Annotated in this window: 14 protein-coding genes and 1 tRNA gene; 4 read left to right on the plus strand and 11 right to left on the minus strand. The window is 60.4% G+C overall.

Features of this window, described 5'->3' with window-relative positions; genetic code table 11:
• The first annotated feature begins 113 nt into the window (after window positions 1–113).
• Window positions 114–833: a tRNA (N6-threonylcarbamoyladenosine(37)-N6)-methyltransferase TrmO gene (gene tsaA, locus BM341_RS14000; RefSeq protein ID WP_089796683.1), complete on the plus strand. Its 720-nt coding sequence runs from the start codon at window positions 114–116 to the stop codon at window positions 831–833.
• Window positions 834–935: 102 nt separating this feature from the next.
• Here the strand turns inward: tsaA and purC are convergent, their stop codons facing one another.
• From purC to dapA, 4 genes are read right to left on the minus strand one after another with little or no spacing between them, the layout of a single operon-like run.
• Window positions 936–1649 (minus strand): phosphoribosylaminoimidazolesuccinocarboxamide synthase, encoded by a 714-nt coding sequence (gene purC / locus BM341_RS14005; protein WP_089796684.1) that lies wholly within the window; start codon window positions 1647–1649, stop codon window positions 936–938.
• Between the two features lie 41 nt (window positions 1650–1690).
• On the minus strand, window positions 1691–2482 hold the full coding sequence (locus BM341_RS14010; RefSeq protein ID WP_089796685.1) for an MBL fold metallo-hydrolase: 792 nt from the start codon (window positions 2480–2482) through the stop codon (window positions 1691–1693).
• Window positions 2482–3450, minus strand: coding sequence for a lipoprotein, NlpB (locus tag BM341_RS14015; protein WP_245784280.1), 969 nt, complete (start codon window positions 3448–3450; stop codon window positions 2482–2484). The genes BM341_RS14010 and BM341_RS14015 overlap by 1 nt, the downstream gene beginning before the upstream one ends.
• 44 nt (window positions 3451–3494) lie before the next feature.
• A complete protein-coding gene (dapA, locus tag BM341_RS14020) occupies window positions 3495–4379 on the minus strand; it encodes a 4-hydroxy-tetrahydrodipicolinate synthase (protein WP_089796686.1) in 885 nt (294 codons plus the stop codon).
• A 220-nt stretch (window positions 4380–4599) separates the two neighbouring features.
• On the opposite strand from dapA, the gene BM341_RS14025 reads away from it, so the two are divergent.
• A complete protein-coding gene (locus BM341_RS14025; protein WP_089796687.1) occupies window positions 4600–5076 on the plus strand; it encodes a peroxiredoxin in 477 nt (158 codons plus the stop codon).
• Between the two features lie 121 nt (window positions 5077–5197).
• Here the strand turns inward: BM341_RS14025 and BM341_RS14030 are convergent, their stop codons facing one another.
• Both BM341_RS14030 and BM341_RS14035 read right to left on the minus strand, forming a co-directional pair.
• A complete protein-coding gene (locus BM341_RS14030; protein WP_089796688.1) occupies window positions 5198–6301 on the minus strand; it encodes an AI-2E family transporter in 1104 nt (367 codons plus the stop codon).
• Window positions 6298–6546, minus strand: a complete 249-nt coding sequence (locus BM341_RS14035; protein WP_175507874.1) for a sulfurtransferase TusA family protein — start codon at window positions 6544–6546, stop codon at window positions 6298–6300. Before BM341_RS14035 ends, BM341_RS14030 begins: the two co-directional genes overlap by 4 nt.
• A 167-nt stretch (window positions 6547–6713) precedes the next feature.
• Here BM341_RS14035 and BM341_RS14040 point away from each other — a divergent pair, with 167 nt between their 5' ends.
• Complete coding sequence (locus BM341_RS14040; RefSeq protein WP_089796690.1) at window positions 6714–8234, plus strand: M48 family metalloprotease; 1521 nt, start codon at window positions 6714–6716, stop codon at window positions 8232–8234.
• Window positions 8235–8249: 15 nt separating this feature from the next.
• On the opposite strand, the gene nadA is transcribed toward BM341_RS14040, so the two are convergent.
• From nadA to BM341_RS14060, 4 genes are all read right to left on the minus strand, one after another.
• On the minus strand, window positions 8250–9278 hold the full coding sequence (gene nadA / locus BM341_RS14045; RefSeq protein WP_089796691.1) for a quinolinate synthase NadA: 1029 nt from the start codon (window positions 9276–9278) through the stop codon (window positions 8250–8252).
• 160 nt (window positions 9279–9438) lie between these two features.
• On the minus strand, window positions 9439–10152 hold the full coding sequence (locus BM341_RS14050) for a Crp/Fnr family transcriptional regulator (protein WP_089796692.1): 714 nt from the start codon (window positions 10150–10152) through the stop codon (window positions 9439–9441).
• A gap of 188 nt (window positions 10153–10340) precedes the next feature.
• Window positions 10341–11060, minus strand: a complete 720-nt coding sequence (locus tag BM341_RS14055) for a Crp/Fnr family transcriptional regulator (RefSeq protein WP_089796693.1) — start codon at window positions 11058–11060, stop codon at window positions 10341–10343.
• A gap of 673 nt (window positions 11061–11733) precedes the next feature.
• Window positions 11734–12456, minus strand: coding sequence for a Crp/Fnr family transcriptional regulator (locus tag BM341_RS14060; RefSeq protein ID WP_089796694.1), 723 nt, complete (start codon window positions 12454–12456; stop codon window positions 11734–11736).
• Between the two features lie 450 nt (window positions 12457–12906).
• Between BM341_RS14060 and BM341_RS14065 the strand changes: the two genes are divergently transcribed.
• Entirely contained in the window at window positions 12907–15426 is a 2520-nt protein-coding gene (locus BM341_RS14065; RefSeq protein WP_089796706.1) for an EAL domain-containing protein, read from the plus strand.
• A gap of 50 nt (window positions 15427–15476) precedes the next feature.
• Here the strand turns inward: BM341_RS14065 and BM341_RS14070 are convergent.
• A tRNA-Lys gene (locus tag BM341_RS14070) sits at window positions 15477–15552 on the minus strand.
• Window positions 15553–15571 lie beyond the last annotated feature (19 nt).

Below are 15571 nucleotides of genomic sequence, written 5' to 3' on the forward strand. Positions count from 1 at the left end.
GCAAGCCTACACAAGCCAATGCGACCGGCCAATCCCTCGCCCCGGCGTCGACGAGTCGGCATAATGCCTCCATGGACTCTACACCGCCTGCGCCTGCCACGGCAGATTTCTCGATGACGCCGATCGGCCGCATCGGGAGCGATTACCCCGACAAGTTCGGCGTCCCCCGCCAGCCAGGACTCGCCCCAGCCGCACGGGCCCGCCTGACTCTCACTGCGCCCTTCGACGACCCGCTGGCGATTCGGGGGCTTGAGGCCTTCAGCCACCTGTGGTTGACCTTCGTCTTCCACCTCAGCCCGGAAAGGCCCGATCCCGAGCGTTGGTCACCCCTGGTGCGCCCGCCACGCCTCGGCGGCAACACCAAGCTGGGTGTCTTCGCCACGCGCAGCACCCATCGCCCCAATCGCCTGGGGTTGTCGCTCGTCGAGCTGGTCGATATCGACACCGCTGGTGGCGTCACGCTCCATCTCGCGGACTGTGATCTGGTCTGTGGCACCCCGGTGCTCGACATCAAGCCCTACCTGCCCTGGGCAGAGTCCCGCCCCGAGGCCCGCGCCGGCTTCGCGCCCGAGGCGCCACCCGTTCTGCCGGTGAGCTTCTCGCCCGAGGCCGAAAGCACGCTGGCCAGTCGCGCCGATGGCGACGTCCTGCGCGAGTTGATTCGCCAGGTGCTGGCCCAGGACCCGCGCCCGGCCTACCACCAGCACACCCGACACGGCGCCGAGGGCAGACGCTATGGGGTAAGGCTTCGCGACCTGGACGTGCGATTTCGCGCCGAGCAAGCTCCTGGCGAGCCGACGACCCTGCGGGTCGTCGCGATCGTGCCGGCTTGATGCTCGCGCTTCCGCTTGCCTCGATGATGGCCTCTCATTATCTATACACAACAAGGGCCCTGCGGGGCCCCTGTTGGTCGTTCATTGATTCACTATCGCCGTTCAATCGAAGTGCACCCCGATGCGCCGCCCCACTTCTTCGTAGGCCTCGATTACCCCGCCGAGGCCCTGGCGGAAACGATCCTTGTCGAGCTTCTCGCGGGTCTTGGCATCCCAGAGGCGGCAACCGTCCGGGGAAAACTCGTCGCCGAGGACAATCTGGCCCTTGAACAGGCCGAATTCCAGCTTGTAGTCGACCAGCAACAGGCCGCCCGCCTCGAACAGCGCCTTGAGCACCTCGTTGACCCGGAAAGTCAGCGCCTTCATCTCGTCGAGCTGCTCGGGGGTCGCCCAGCCGAAGGTCTCGGCCAGCGACTCGTTGATCATCGGGTCGTGCTTGGCATCATCCTTGAGGAACAGCTCGAAAGTCGGCGGCGAGAGCGTCTTGCCCTCCTCGACCCCCAGGCGCTTGACCAGGCCACCGGCGGCGATGTTGCGCACCACGCATTCCACCGGGATCATCTCGAGTTTCTTGACCAGACTCTCGGTGCCGGACAGCCGCTTCTCGAAATGGGTCGGAATGCCGGCCGCCTGCAACTTCTCCATGATGAAGGCGTTGAAGGTGTTATTGACCATGCCCTTGCGAGCCAGCGACTCCATGCGCTCACCGTCGAAGGCGCTGGTGTCGTCGCGGAACGTCAGGACCAGCAGGTCAGGATCGTCCGTGGCATGGACCGACTTGGCCTTGCCGGCATAGAGTTCTTGGCGTTTTTCCATGGCAGCCTCCACAGGCACAGATAAGGATAAGCGAACAGGCATCAGGCGATGGCCTGCCACGCCAGGCTGTCGTCCTGGGCGGCCACCATCAACCGTGACGCATCGCCATCGAGCAGCGGGGTCAGGGTTTCGACCACCAGCTCGGGACGATTGTTGTGTTCGGAAAGGTGCGAGCAGACGATGCGCTGCAGGCCATCGAGTCCCAGGCGACGCAGCAGCGTGCCTGCCTGACTATTGGCCAGGTGCCCCCAGTTGCCGCCGACGCGACGCTTGAGCCGCGCCGGATAGGGACCTTCGGCGAGCATGCGGACATCGTGATTGCATTCCAGCACCAGGGCGTCACAACCGGCGAAGGCCTCCACCACGTGATCGCTGGGGTAGCCCAGGTCGGTCAGCACGCCCAGGCTCCTGCCGCGGGCATGGATGCGAAACTGCACCGGCTCACGGGCATCGTGGGGCACCGTCACCGGATCGATCACCAGCCCCTTGATGGCGAAACGCGCCTGAGGCGTGATCCAGTGACGTACCGGCAGGTCGTTGAGCCGGCCGGAGCGCCAGGTCCCGGGCGTCAGATAGACCGGCAGATCGTAACGCCGTGCCAGCGAGCCGACACCGCGGATATGATCGCCGTGCTCATGGCTGACCAGCAGCGCATCGAGCTGGCGCGGATGCAGGCCGAAATCGGCCAGCCGACGCTCCGTCTGGCGCAGGCCGAACCCACAATCGACCAGCACATGGGTTTCGCCATCACTGACCAGGGTAGCGTTGCCCTTGCTGCCGCTGCCAAGCGAGCCAAAACGCAGCCGGGTCTTGCCCTCCACCCAGTGCGCCATCAGCGCAGCAGACCTGCCACCCGCTCCAGCAACTCGCGCTGGTCGCCGGAGGTGAAGTCACGCTCGCTGGCGTTCACGGCGCGCAGGACGGTCTGTTCCGGACCGGTCGATTCCAGTACCAGGCGGATCTGCTGGGACATCTGCCTTACATCGGCGCTGAACACGACCTGGAGGGGGTTGCGGTTACGCTCGGTCAGGGTCATATAGCTGATCAGGAAGTCATGCGCCTGAGGGTCGCTTTCGAGCAGCTCGCGGCGCTCCTCGACGGTGAATTCCTGCTCGAGCTGATAGCTCAGTTCGGCCCAGGTGCGATCGATATCCAGCGGAATCGCCACGACCCATTCATCGCCCTGTTGCTCGAGGCTCACACGCTCCTCACCGGCCAGGCGCTGTGCGGCCAGCGACGAGGTGCTGGCAGACGCACTGCGTGCGCTGAAATACTGCTCCAGGGCGTCGAGACACTCGACCACCGGCGTGCCGCCCTGGTCGCAACGTATCTCGCTGTCGCCAGCGCGCAGGCCCTGTCGCAGGCTGAGGCGCGCCTGGCGCGTCTCGATCACGCCGCTGGCAGAGTCGGTCGAGGTCACGCCGAGGCCACGCGTGTTGGCGAAACTCTCGAGCTGCGGCCAGACAGTGCCGGGATCGGCGGCAACGATCAGCCAACTGTCGCGCCCCACGCTGCGCCGCTCGACGAACTCGCGCTCGACAGAGCGCCCGCCTCCCAGTGCCTGAGGACTCGGCGCCTCAAAGCCCTCCTCGCCGGGATGGAACTCACGATTCGCCTCGGGCACCGGCATGGCGTCCCGGTAACGGGCAGGGTTGCGGGTCTCGGGAAGCGTCAGGGGCGTGCCTTCTCGGGCCTCGGCGTAGTCGATGTTGCGATCATGGTAATAGCCTTCGCGGGCACAGCCAGCCGTGACCAGGGCGATGACCGCCACCAGTGGCATCCATTTCAGCGCAGAGTTCATGCGTCCACCTTGCATCTTGTTGAGGGTCCGGCATTCAGCACCGGTCAGTCGTCGATCACGCCGGCCAGCTGCAGGGCTTCATTGATGGTGGAATGATATTTCTCGGAGAGCCAGGTCATCGGCAGGCGAATGCCCGGCTCGACCAGCCCCATCCGGTGCAAAGACCATTTCACAGGAATCGGGTTGGCCTCGATACCGAGGTTGGTATGCAGTGGCATCAAGCGGGTGTTGATTTGGTGAGCGCGGTCGCTGTCGCCGGCCACGGCAGCGGCACAGAGTTCGTGCATCGCCTGCGGGGCAACGTTGGCGGTGACCGAGATGTCGCCGTGCCCCCCCATCAGCATGAAATCACAGGCGGTGCCGTCATCGCCGGAATATAGCATGAAGCCGCTACCCTCGAGGCGGGCGATCAGATCCTCGGCGCGCTCGAGGTTGCCGGTGGCATCCTTGAGGCCAATGATGTTGTCGACCTCGGCGAGGCGCAGCACCGTCTCGTTATAAAGATCCGAGCAGGTCCGCCCCGGCACGTTGTAGAGAATCACCGGCAGCTTGCTGCCTTCGGCGACTGCCTTGAAGTGTAGATAGAGGCCGTCCTGGGTGGGCTTATTGTAGTAGGGGCACACCGACAGACAATAGTCGGCCCCCACTTCGCCGGCATAACGGGCCAGCTCGACCGCCTCGGACGTGGCATTGGCGCCGGTGCCGGCGATGACCGGAATACGACCGCCGACCTCTTCCACTACTGCTCGAATCACGTCGAAGTGCTCGGCAAAGGACATGGTCGTGGGCTCACCGGTGGTGCCGGCCGCGACGATGGCATCGGTACCGTTTTCGAGATGAAAGTTCACCAGGCGGCGCAGGGCCTCCCAATCGATGTCGCCATTGACCTTCATCGGCGTCGCCAGGGCGACAATGCTGCCAGTGATCATCCTCTCATTCCTCTCGATACGACTGCTGCTCGCTGCCTCGGCGATATCCACTGTTTCATCGCTCGTCGGAAGACATCGCAAGCGATGGCACAAATAATCAAGGGGTAGATGGTACTCAGCCGATCAGAGCCTGTACAGCACGGGCGGGCGCGACTTTGACAGCAGCCGCGTGCTTGCGTGTAATCGGTGCTCTTTTTCGCAACCGTCAGGACGCCCTCTCATGAGTCTAGGTATCGGCCAGCCCGTCCCCGATTTCACCGCCAGCGCCACCGGTGACACTACCTTCTCCCTCTCCGAGCAGAAGGGACATCAGGTCGTGATCTACTTTTACCCGAGGGCCAACACCCCCGGCTGCACCACCGAGGGTGGCGACTTCCGGGATCGCCAGGACGCCTTCGCGACCGCCAATACCCTCATTGTCGGTGTCTCGCGTGACGGCCTGCGCGCCCAGCAGAACTTCAGGGCCAAGCATGGGTTCACGTTCGACCTGATTGCCGACAAGGACGAGACCGTCTGTCAGCTGTTCGACGTCATCAAGCTCAAGAAGCTCTACGGCAAGGAGCATCTGGGCATCGAGCGCAGCACCTTTCTGATCGATGCCGAGGGCCGCCTGGCCCGGGAATGGCGCGGGGTCAAGGTGCCCGGGCATGCACAGGAAGTGCTCGAGGCGGCTCAGGCGCTTCACGCCGCACGTTGATGGCTCAAGTCTTCGAAACGCTGAGCGCTTAGCCATCGAAACGCGCCGAGGGCTCATTTTTCAGGAAGCTGAGGACTCATTCTTCAGGAAGCTGAGGGCTCATTCTCAAGAAGCTGAAGGCTCATTCTTCGATCAGCGCCGCTGCGGCCCTCCCGTCCTTCTGGCGGCGCTTGATGCCACGCGGCCAGGCATAGACGAGCGCCTTGAGCAGCGTCGCCAGGGGAATGGCGAAAAAGATGCCCCAGAAGCCCCAGATACCACCGAAGAACAGCACCGACAGAATGATCGATACCGGGTGAAGATTGACAGCCTCTGAGAACAGCACCGGGACCAGGACGTTGCCATCCAGCGCCTGGATGACGCCGTAGGCGACGAGCACATAGACGAACTCGTCGGTGAGGCCGAAGTGAAACCCCGCCACCGCCGCGACCGGCAGGGTCGCCACCGCAGCCCCGATATAGGGCACCAGCACCGAGAACCCCACCAGCACCGCCAGCAGTGCCGAATAGGGCAGGCCGAAATAGGCGAACGTCACGAAGGCCACGCTGCCCACGATGGTGATCTCGATGAACTTCCCACGCACGTAGTTGGCGATCTGGACGTCCATTTCCTTCCAGATACGGTTCATCAGGTCGCGATTCTGGGGCAGCAACGACAGGGTGAATCCCACCAGCTTGTCGCGATCCTTGAGCATGAAGAACACCAGAATCGGCACCAGTATCAGATAGATGATCAGCCCCATGACGTTACCCAGCGACGCCAACGACAGAGTGAGCGCCCGCTGGCCGAACTGGGTCAACTCGCGTCCGGCCACATCGATCCAGTTCTGGATCTGGTCCGGGGTGATCAGATTGGGATAGTGCTCCTGCAAGTTGTCCAGCAGTTGTTGGCCGCTGGCGAACATGCGCGGCGTTTCCTGGACCAGCCCCACTAACTGGTTCCAGATCAATGGCATCAGGATGAACGCCATCGACATCAATATGCCGATAAACCCCAGGAATACCAGGATCACCGCCAGGAGATGGTGCACACCGTGGCGCTCCAGCCAACTCACGGCTCCCTGAAGCAGAAAAGCCAGCACCAGCGCCGTGAAAAATGGCGCCAGCATCCGTCCCAGCCAGATCACCGCGGCGAAGCCGAGAATCAGCACCACCAGCAGTATGACCGCCTCTTCATCCGAAAAGTAATGGTCAACCCAGCCGCGGAAAACCGATCGCAGGGTCATCGAGAAGGCTCCGCGGCCTTGCGAATCCAGTAATGGTAAACGTCCCCACGTGCTTCACGGGCCGGCATCTGGTAGTCACTCTGTTCGATGAAGGTTTCAAGGTCACGCCAGGAGCCGGCATCGGTCGCCATGACCTCCAGCACCTGGCCAGGCGCCAGCCGAGATAGTGCCTGTTTGGCCTTGAGTAGCGGCAACGGACAGGGAAGACCTCGGGCATCGAGCACGTCATCGGGTTGCAGCGCCATGTTGTCTCCCATGAGAATGCGATAAGGGTATGCCGCGTGACTGTCTTAGGTCTGTCAGCATGAAACCCCTTGAGATTTAAAGGCACTTGCTGATTTAAAGGCACTTTGCGGGTCGAATCAATGTCGGAAGAGAACCCTGCCGCCAACCCCGACAACCGAGGATGGACATGTCGCGCCGAATCACCCGCTGTTTCATTGCCGGCTCGCTGAGCCTGGTGCTCGCCTCGCCCGTTGTTGGCCAGCCCCAGTGGCAGGCCCCACCACTCGATTTCAGTGTGCGAGATTCCGGCGTCCGTGATCTCAGGGACGAAGATTACAGTGGGCCGGGATTGCCAAACCTTGCCAGCGGCGCCAGTCAAGCAGCCAGCAATGAGGAAATCCAGCTAGGGCGCGCCTGGTTACGGCAGTTCCGAGCCCATGCGCCACAATGGGACGATCCTATCTCGCAAGACTATCTGGAATCGCTGATCGCCAGGCTATTGCCTCACAGTGGTCTCGGAAATGCCAACATTCTCGTTACCCTGGTCGAAAGCCCCACCCTCAATGCTTTTGCCGTCCCCGGTGGTGTGGTCGGGGTCAATGCGGGCCTCTTTGCCTTCGCCGAGGGAGAAGCGGCGCTAGCCTCCGTGCTCGCCCACGAGTTGGGTCACCTTTCTCAGCGACACTATGCCCGCGGCATGGCGCGCGCCGAACAGACCCAGATTCCCGCCATGGCAGCCATGCTCGCCGGCATGCTGATCGCCGCGGGTGGCGGGGGCGATGCCGGGATCGGCGTTGCCATGGGGTCCCAGGCCGCCCTGTTGCAGGACCAGCTCGCCTATTCGCGCCGTTTCGAGCAGGAGGCCGACCGCATCGGCCTGCAAGCCATGACCGAGGCCGGTTTCGACCCCATGGCCATGGTCGAGATGTTTCGCGCCATGCAGCGCATGGCCAGCCTGCAGGGCGGCAACCCGCCGGAGTTTCTGCTCACCCACCCGGTCACTGAATCGCGTCTCAGCGACACCTTGGATCGCGCCAAACGATTGGGCGTCGAGGCGACTCCCAGAGACGCCCTTGAGTATCATCTGATCCGCGCCCGTGCGTTGTTGACGATCCATGACCGCGAACCCGCACAGGCCGTCACGCGCCTCGCCCAGGATGACGCGCCGCCAGCGGCTCAGCGCTACCTGGCCGCGCTGACCGACGCCGAAGCCGGCAAGACCGACCCCGCCCTGCGCGAACTCGACTCCCTCGCCCGCGAACTGCCCGACCTGGCCATGCTGCCTGCCTCCGCCGCCTATGTGGCGTTCGACGCCGGCCGCATCGACGAGGCCATCGAACGTAGTCGGCGTCAATTGCGGTTGATGCCGGGCCATGTCCCTGCCACGCGCCTGCTGGGAGAGGCCTTGCTGCAGCGCGACCCTGACCAGGCCTGGCGAGTCCTCGACGCGTTGGCAGACCGGCGGCCGGAAGACCCCCAGGTATTCACGCTGTTGGCGGAAGCCGCTGGGCGCAGCGGTCGAGAGGCGTTGGGGCATCTGGCACGAGCCGAACAGCTCCAGCTCACCGGACATATCGACGACGCCATCCGTCAGTTGAGCGTGGCCAGGCGAGTCGCCGAACAGGCAGACGACTCGCAAGCGACCAACCGAATTGAGCAGCGCCGTGAAGCCTTCCTGGGCTACCGGGAAGCGCTGGAGAAGTTCTAGGAACCTGCCGGAGACTCAACGCTGGAAATTGAGCATCCGCTCCAGCGGCTTGAGCGCCTTCGCTCGCAGCGTATCGTCGACGAAGATCTCGCCACTGCCATCGCGCAGGGCCCCGGCCAGATTATCCAGCACGTTCATCGCCATCCACGGGCAATGCGCGCAGCTCTTGCAGGTCGCCCCGGTGCCGGCGGTAGGGGCCTCGAACAGCGTCTTCTCCGGTACTGCCTGCTGCATCTTGAAGAAGATGCCTCGGTCGGTGGCCACGATCAGCTTGTTACTCGCCAGCTCCTTGGCCGACTTGATCAGCTGGGAGGTGGAACCCACCACGTCGGCGAGCGCCACCACGGATGCCGGCGACTCGGGGTGGACCAGCACCGCCGCCTCCGGGTAGAGCGCCTTGAGATCCTCGAGGCCCTTGGCCTTGAACTCCTCGTGGACGATGCAAGCGCCATCCCACAGCACCATGTCGGCACCGGTCTTGCGCTGGATAAAGCCGCCCAGATGCTTGTCGGGAGCCCAGAGGATCTTCTCGCCACGCGCCTGGAGATGCTCGATGACCTCAACCGCGATCGACGAAGTCACGACCCAGTCGGCGCGCGCCTTGACGGCGGCAGACGTGTTGGCATAGACGACCACGGTGCGGTCGGAATGGGCATCGCAGAAGGCCGAAAATTCGTCGGCCGGGCAGCCGATGTCCAGCGAACAGGTTGCCTCGAGGGTGGGCATGAGCACGCGCTTTTCGGGGGAGAGTATCTTGGCGGTCTCGCCCATGAAGCGCACGCCGGCCACCACCAAGGTATCGGCGTCGTGACGGGCGCCGAAGCGCGCCATCTCAAGCGAATCAGCCACACAGCCGCCCGTTTCCTCGGCCAACTGCTGAATGGCGTCGTCGGTATAATAGTGCGCCACCAGCACAGCATTGTGCACTTTCAGCAAGCGCTTGATGTCATCGATGCGCGCCTCATCCTCAGCGGGAATCCGGGTCGGGCAGTAGGCGCGTGCCAGGTGCTCGCGCACCTCAAGGCGGGAAGTCATGATTGTCATGTGTCTATCACCGTGACTGGCAGGGGCTCCCCCTGCGTTTCGCCAGGTATCGCGCTTGCACGCTCCGTGCGAGGCGATACACCAGAGGGTTGGCCCTTGCGTCTCTCGCCTCGGCCAACCCATCACCCATTCTAGACCACAATCGACGCCAATAGATCCCTCAAGATGGTGCCAGCACCTTGGCATATAGCGCACGATCGGCGGTATAGCATCCACAGGACGCCTCGATCAGGCCCGGCCGGTCAAGCACCGTAATCTCACCACGGTGATAATGGATCAATCCACGCGCTTGCAAGGCAATCGCCGCGAGGGTAATGCCCGCACGTCTGACCCCCAGCATCATGGCAAGAAATTCATGGGTCAGCTGCAATCGGTCAGAACCTGCACGGTCCTGGGTCATCAACAACCAGCGCGCCAGGCGTGCCTCGACCTGATGGAAGTGGTTACAGGCTGATGAGCGTGCGAGTTGATTCATCATCACATAGAGATAACGCTTCAGCCGCTGATGTAATACCGGGCTGCTCAGCAGAAGCAGCTGGAAGCGGGCAGCCTCCATCCGCAGCGCCGATCCCGCGCCTTGAACCAACGCTGACAGCGGCGCTTCATCGACGCCGAGCACTAGGGAGATCCCCATCATGCCCTCGCGTCCCGCCATCGCCACTTCCAGCCGATTGTCATCGACAAGAATGGCGATCAATGATATGAAGCCGTCGAGGGGGAAATAAACGTGGGTGATCTGTCCCGCGGGCTCGACCAACACCTCGCCGAAGGCCAGCTCCACGGTATCGCAGGCAGCCATGAAGACGTCCCGCTCATCAGCCGGTAGCTGGGCAAGAAGTTGATTGGTAACGGGAATTTGAGTGAGAGAGGTCATGTTCCGCTCCGGTTAAAAGAACCTGGCAAACGGCACAATGAAGGTCACACTCATTTCGATGTCGGCTGCAGATCGAGACCCCATCAACTGTTTCTCGATGGTATATCAATAGATTACCATCAGGCACTTCTGCCGTCGGCACGCTAGCGTACATAACTCGCGAATGTCACCGCATCGGCTCGGGTCGCTTACATGACGGCGTCATGCTCCAGCAGGCGATCGTACTCTTGCTTGACCACCTCGTAGCACTCACAGACGCGCTCTTCCAGGCCTCGCCTGTCGACCACGGTGATACGGCCACGCCGATAGTCGATCAACCCGGCTTTCTGAAGCTTACCCGCTGATTCGGTCACTCCCTCGCGACGCACGCCGAGCATGTTGGCGATCAACTCCTGGGTCATGTTCAGCTCGTTACCCGGTATGCGGTCGAGGCTGAGCAACAGCCAGCGACATAGCTGCTGATCGACGCTGTGATGGCGATTGCAGACCGCCGTCTGGGCCATCTGCGTCAACAGTGCTTGGGTATAGCGCAGCAGCAACCGCTGCATCGCGCCGGCACGATAGAATTCGCGCTTGAGTAGATGGCCCTTGAGACGGTAGGCCTCCCCGGCACTCTGCACGATCGCTCGACTGGGCGTGGTTTCTCCGCCCATGAACAGCGAAACGCCGACGACACCTTCATGACCCACCACGGCAATTTCTGTCGACGCCCCATCCTCCATCACGCAAAGCAGCGAGACGATGCTATCAAGCGGAAAATAAACGTGGTTCATGACCCTGCCCGATTCGCTAAGCGATTCACCCAGCGGCAGGGTCACTTTTTCAAGATGAGGCAAGATCCTCGATAGCTCATCTTCCGATAGCGAGCCTAGCAAACCGTTTTTCTGAAAATCATGCTGTGCAAGCATTGTGACTTATCCCCTATCACTCGCTGTTGCGCTGTCTAGGACCCAGCGCCGGCTTACGATTCCCCATCGAGTATTTGATTCCACCGCTCCTGCCTAACGTTCCCTTGAACACTAGGCACACTTTTTTTCAGTATAAAGTGCTTGGAGGCAAACTCTGTACGCTACCGAACAGATAGCTGCCAAGGTAGGGGTAACCGTATGCCAAGCGCGTGAGTGGGCACGTCGGTGATGACTCCTGATCAAAAAGCAGCAGAGGCGATTTCGTAACGCTATGTACGCTGCCGCACAGTAAGCGTGAACGTTCCCGCTCATTATCGGACCGAGTGTGGCAAAGGACATGCCTAAACAGGACGTTGCACTATGCGCTGCAGGGAACGTAGCGCCACCCGCTTCCTTTTCTCGATGCCTCTATAGCTGACGCCATCAGCAGCGAGAGCGACGGCGCGCACCAAGCGCTTGCGCACCTCGATACGCAGCGCCTGCGTAGGTGGCATCATGATTATCGATAAGGTCGCTACGTTAGGCAATCAGAGTATTTAATCTTATTATATTAAATAATTAGTCATTCCTGCAGACGCACCACAATGAATAGCGGCAAACAACCTCCCCTACCCTAATACTCAACTCTTGCCAGAATGGCGTTCGCAGATGCTAACTTCCTACTCAAACAGAGTTATAAAGCATATTCACGCCCCTGCTTGATGACGCGATAGCATTCGCAAGCACGCGCCTCAAGACCTTTCCTATCCAAGATGGTAATGCGCCCACGGTGATAGGAAATCAACCCTGCCTTCTGAAGTTTACCAGCGGATTCCGTGACGCCTTCGCGACGCACACCGAGCAGATTGGCCATAAATTCCTGCGTCACCAACAACTCATGGGTCGGCAAGCGATCAAGGCTCGACAGCAACCAGCGACACAGTTGTTGATCGAGGGTGTGATAACGATTACATGCCGCAATTTGTGATACCTGAATCAATAACAACTGCATATAGTAAAGCAACTGTTTCTGGAAGCCTCCGCCACGATTGAACTCATCCTGAAACCACTCGGCCTTGATCCGGTAGGCAACGCCTGCACGTTGCACAATGGCGCGCCCAGGCATACCCCCCCTGCCCATGACCAGCGAGAGCCCTATTACCCCCTCGTCGCCCACCATGGCAATTTCGGTGGAGGCACCATCATCCATTGCGCAGAGTAGCGATACGACGGCATCTATGGGAAAATACGCATGAGACATCGGCTTACCCGACTCACCCAGTGGATCACCTGATACCAACTCGACCGTTTCAAGATGTGGCCTAAGTCTTTCATGCTCTGGTGCCAGCAATCCGTTGAGCAGGCCGTTCCCCAATGCATATGATAACAATTTGTCTTGGGAGGGCTTTATCGACATGGCGGATTCCTTTCCGTGTAACTTTTCTATGAGAAAAACAACACTAATTTAGTAATAAACATGAACCAGAGATTCTACAGTTTTTTTGTTGCCACATCCTACACTCGACGCTCCCGCATGGCGCTTCTTGTATCATTGAAAAAAAACTTCTTTAATTAGCGATTATCAGGTTGATCAATGTTAAATAAATTAACATTCTAATGAGAAAATATAAAAAAATAATCACTCCCCATACTTTCTCATGATTTTTTCCGTCATTATCATGCAAAGCACCGCAAAATGCGCTATTTGTACGGTAGCGCACAGAAGCGGAGCATGGATGCCCCTAGAGTCGGCAGTATCTAATGCAATGCTTTATAAGAAAAGGGTGAACTCCTCTCCGGTATCTGGCGAGTAGAGGAATAAGGAGCGGGCCCCATGGAATTGGAAACGATCTTGCAAACCAGATCAATGCCCATTATCACTTCGAACAATGCCGAAAGGCGCAAAGACGCCATACGGCATGTACTGCTCATCGAGGACGAGCCGCAACAGGCACGTCAGGTCATGGCAGCCCTCGTGTCGCCCTTGGGGCGCTTCCGTCTCGAATGGCGACAATCACTGGGTGACGCCGAGGCGGCGCTTAGCCAAGATATACCCGATATCATCCTGCTCGATCTGACACTGCCCGATACATTCTGGGCCCACGCCCTTGATCGGCTGGTCGCAGCGGCACCCCACGCCATCATTATCGGCCTGAGCGATCCCCAGGACCCACCGATCCAGCATGAGGTCATGCAGCGCGGCATACATGACTTCCTCTTCAAGTGCCATTTGGATGGCTACTGGCTGCCACGCGCCCTGGAAACCGCTCTCGGCCATAAGGCCACCATGGCAGCGTTGCGTCATGGCGATGAGCGCTTTCGCCGGATGATCGATGCTTCTCCCATCGGGACATTGGTCATCGACAGCCAGGGCTACTGCCTATACAGCAACCCGGCTTACCAGAGAATAACCGGGCAATCAGCGCCGTATGGTGTGGGAGATCACTGGAGCCTGCCGATCCATCCTGAAGACCGCCCTTGGCTACGGCAAGCATGGGCACGGGCGAAATCCCATCAGCAGCCCTTCCACGCCGAAGCGCGCATGGTGCGGCCTGACCACCGCACTGTCTGGGTGCGCATCAACTCAGGCACCGTTCAAGGCGGCCTGTGCCATGAAGGTGAGGTCCAGACGGTCGAGGATATTACCGAGCAGAAAGCTAACGACGCGCGGCTGCGCGACACCGAAGCCGCCTTGCATGCCGCGGCGCAATGGGCCCAGGTGACATTGAACTCGATTGGCGATGCCGTACTTACGACTGATCGGGACAACCGTGTCACCTATCTGAACCGTATGGCTGAAAGGCTGACCGGCTGGTCGAGTCCCGATGCGATCGATAAGCCACTGGCTCAAGTCTTCCCGCTCATCAATGGACAGACGCTCCAGGGGGCAACCAATCCGGCGCAGCAAGCCATGGAAGAAAACCGCACCGTCGGGTTCACCATGAACTGCGTACTGATTCGCCAAGATGGCAGCCAACTGGAGATAGAAGATTCGGCGGCGCCTATTCATGACCGTAACGGTCGCGTCACCGGGGCGGTGATCGTGTTTCATGATGCCTGTCAGTCTCCCACCCAATCGGCGAAGCTGGCTTATCAGGCACAACATGATGCCCTCACCGGGCTTCCCAATCGTGTCCTGCTTTCTGAACGTCTCACCCGGGCGATCGGCCTGGCACACCGACACCAGCATCAGGTTGCCCTGATGTATCTGGATCTCGATGCCTTCAAGCCCATCAACGACTCGCTTGGCCATGCCCTGGGGGATCGTCTGCTGCAATCGGTCGCAAGTCGGCTGAGCGATTGCATCCGCGATACGGACACGGTATGCCGCCAGGGCGGCGATGAGTTCGTGGTGCTGCTGAGTGAAATCGAAAAGCCGCAGGACGCCGCCAGAATTGCGGAGAAAATCCTTGGTGCGTTAGCCGAGCCGTATCGAATCGGCAATCATGAACTGCGCATCACCACGAGTATCGGCATCAGTCTCTATCCCGATGACGGTACCGATGACAATACCTTGCTCCACAATGCCGACACGGCCATGTACCACTCGAAGAAAAGTGGTCGTAACCACTACCAGTTCTTCCGGGCCGACATGAACGCCCTGATGATGCAACGTAGCTATATCGAGGCCCAACTGCATCGGGCGCTCGAGGAAGACGCCATCTTCCTCGACTTTCAGCCCAGGATAGACATCGCCACCGGTGACATGTGTAGTGCCGAAGCGCTGATTCGCTGGCGCGACCCGACACTGGGCCTCATGCCGCCCCCGTCGTTTCTTCCCGTCGCGGAGGCCTGCGGGCTGATCGTCCCGCTTGGTCACTGGGTGCTGCGTGAAGCCTGCCGCCGGCTACAGGCGTGGCGTGAGGAAGGTGTCGACATCGTGCCCATTGCGGTGAACATGTCGGCCATCGAACTGAGCGATAAGACGCTGCCCACCCGCATTGCCGATATCCTTGCCGAGACGGGACTCGACGCGCGGTTTCTCGAACTGGAAGTGACCGAAAGCAGTCTCATGCATCATACCAACGCCTCGGTATCGACGCTGGTCGAGTTGAACGCGCTGGGGCTTCGCATTGCCATCGACGACTTCGGGGCCGGGGATACCAGCCTGAAGCACCTGAAGCGCTTTCCGATCGATGCCCTCAACATCGCCCCCTGTTTTGTCCACGACATGACCGGCAACCCCGACGATGCTCGTTTCATCAAGGCCATCATCACTCTTGGTCAGAATCTGTCCCTGAACGTCATCGCCAAGGGCGTCGAGACCCAAGCACAGCTCGACCATCTCACCTCTCAAGGCTGCGATGGCGCCCAGGGCTTCTTGTTCAGCAGGCCACTTCCGGCGGCGGATTTCCAGAAATTACTGAGTCCTGCGCGCTACGCATGATGGTCAAAAAAATGCCCTCGCTTCGTGAGAAGCGAGGGCATTTTGATGACTGGTGGGTCGTGTAGGATTCGAACCTACGACCAATTGGTTAAAAGCCAACTGCTCTACCAACTGAGCTAACGACCCATGCACCTGACGGGCAACT

This window comes from Halomonas korlensis, from assembly GCF_900116705.1.
Taxonomy (GTDB): domain Bacteria; phylum Pseudomonadota; class Gammaproteobacteria; order Pseudomonadales; family Halomonadaceae; genus Halomonas; species Halomonas korlensis.

Coding starts and splice junctions, on each gene's coding strand:
- tsaA (WP_089796683.1), top strand. CDS start 114: ATGACGCCGATCGGCCGCATCGGGAGCGATTACCCCGACAAGTTCGGC.
- purC (WP_089796684.1), bottom strand. CDS start 1,649: ATGGAAAAACGCCAAGAACTCTATGCCGGCAAGGCCAAGTCGGTCCAT.
- BM341_RS14010 (WP_089796685.1), bottom strand. CDS start 2,482: ATGGCGCACTGGGTGGAGGGCAAGACCCGGCTGCGTTTTGGCTCGCTT.
- BM341_RS14015 (WP_245784280.1), bottom strand. CDS start 3,450: ATGAACTCTGCGCTGAAATGGATGCCACTGGTGGCGGTCATCGCCCTG.
- dapA (WP_089796686.1), bottom strand. CDS start 4,379: ATGATCACTGGCAGCATTGTCGCCCTGGCGACGCCGATGAAGGTCAAT.
- BM341_RS14025 (WP_089796687.1), top strand. CDS start 4,600: ATGAGTCTAGGTATCGGCCAGCCCGTCCCCGATTTCACCGCCAGCGCC.
- BM341_RS14030 (WP_089796688.1), bottom strand. CDS start 6,301: ATGACCCTGCGATCGGTTTTCCGCGGCTGGGTTGACCATTACTTTTCG.
- BM341_RS14035 (WP_175507874.1), bottom strand. CDS start 6,546: ATGGCGCTGCAACCCGATGACGTGCTCGATGCCCGAGGTCTTCCCTGT.
- BM341_RS14040 (WP_089796690.1), top strand. CDS start 6,714: ATGTCGCGCCGAATCACCCGCTGTTTCATTGCCGGCTCGCTGAGCCTG.
- nadA (WP_089796691.1), bottom strand. CDS start 9,278: ATGACAATCATGACTTCCCGCCTTGAGGTGCGCGAGCACCTGGCACGC.
- BM341_RS14050 (WP_089796692.1), bottom strand. CDS start 10,152: ATGACCTCTCTCACTCAAATTCCCGTTACCAATCAACTTCTTGCCCAG.
- BM341_RS14055 (WP_089796693.1), bottom strand. CDS start 11,060: ATGCTTGCACAGCATGATTTTCAGAAAAACGGTTTGCTAGGCTCGCTA.
- BM341_RS14060 (WP_089796694.1), bottom strand. CDS start 12,456: ATGTCGATAAAGCCCTCCCAAGACAAATTGTTATCATATGCATTGGGG.
- BM341_RS14065 (WP_089796706.1), top strand. CDS start 12,907: ATGCCCATTATCACTTCGAACAATGCCGAAAGGCGCAAAGACGCCATA.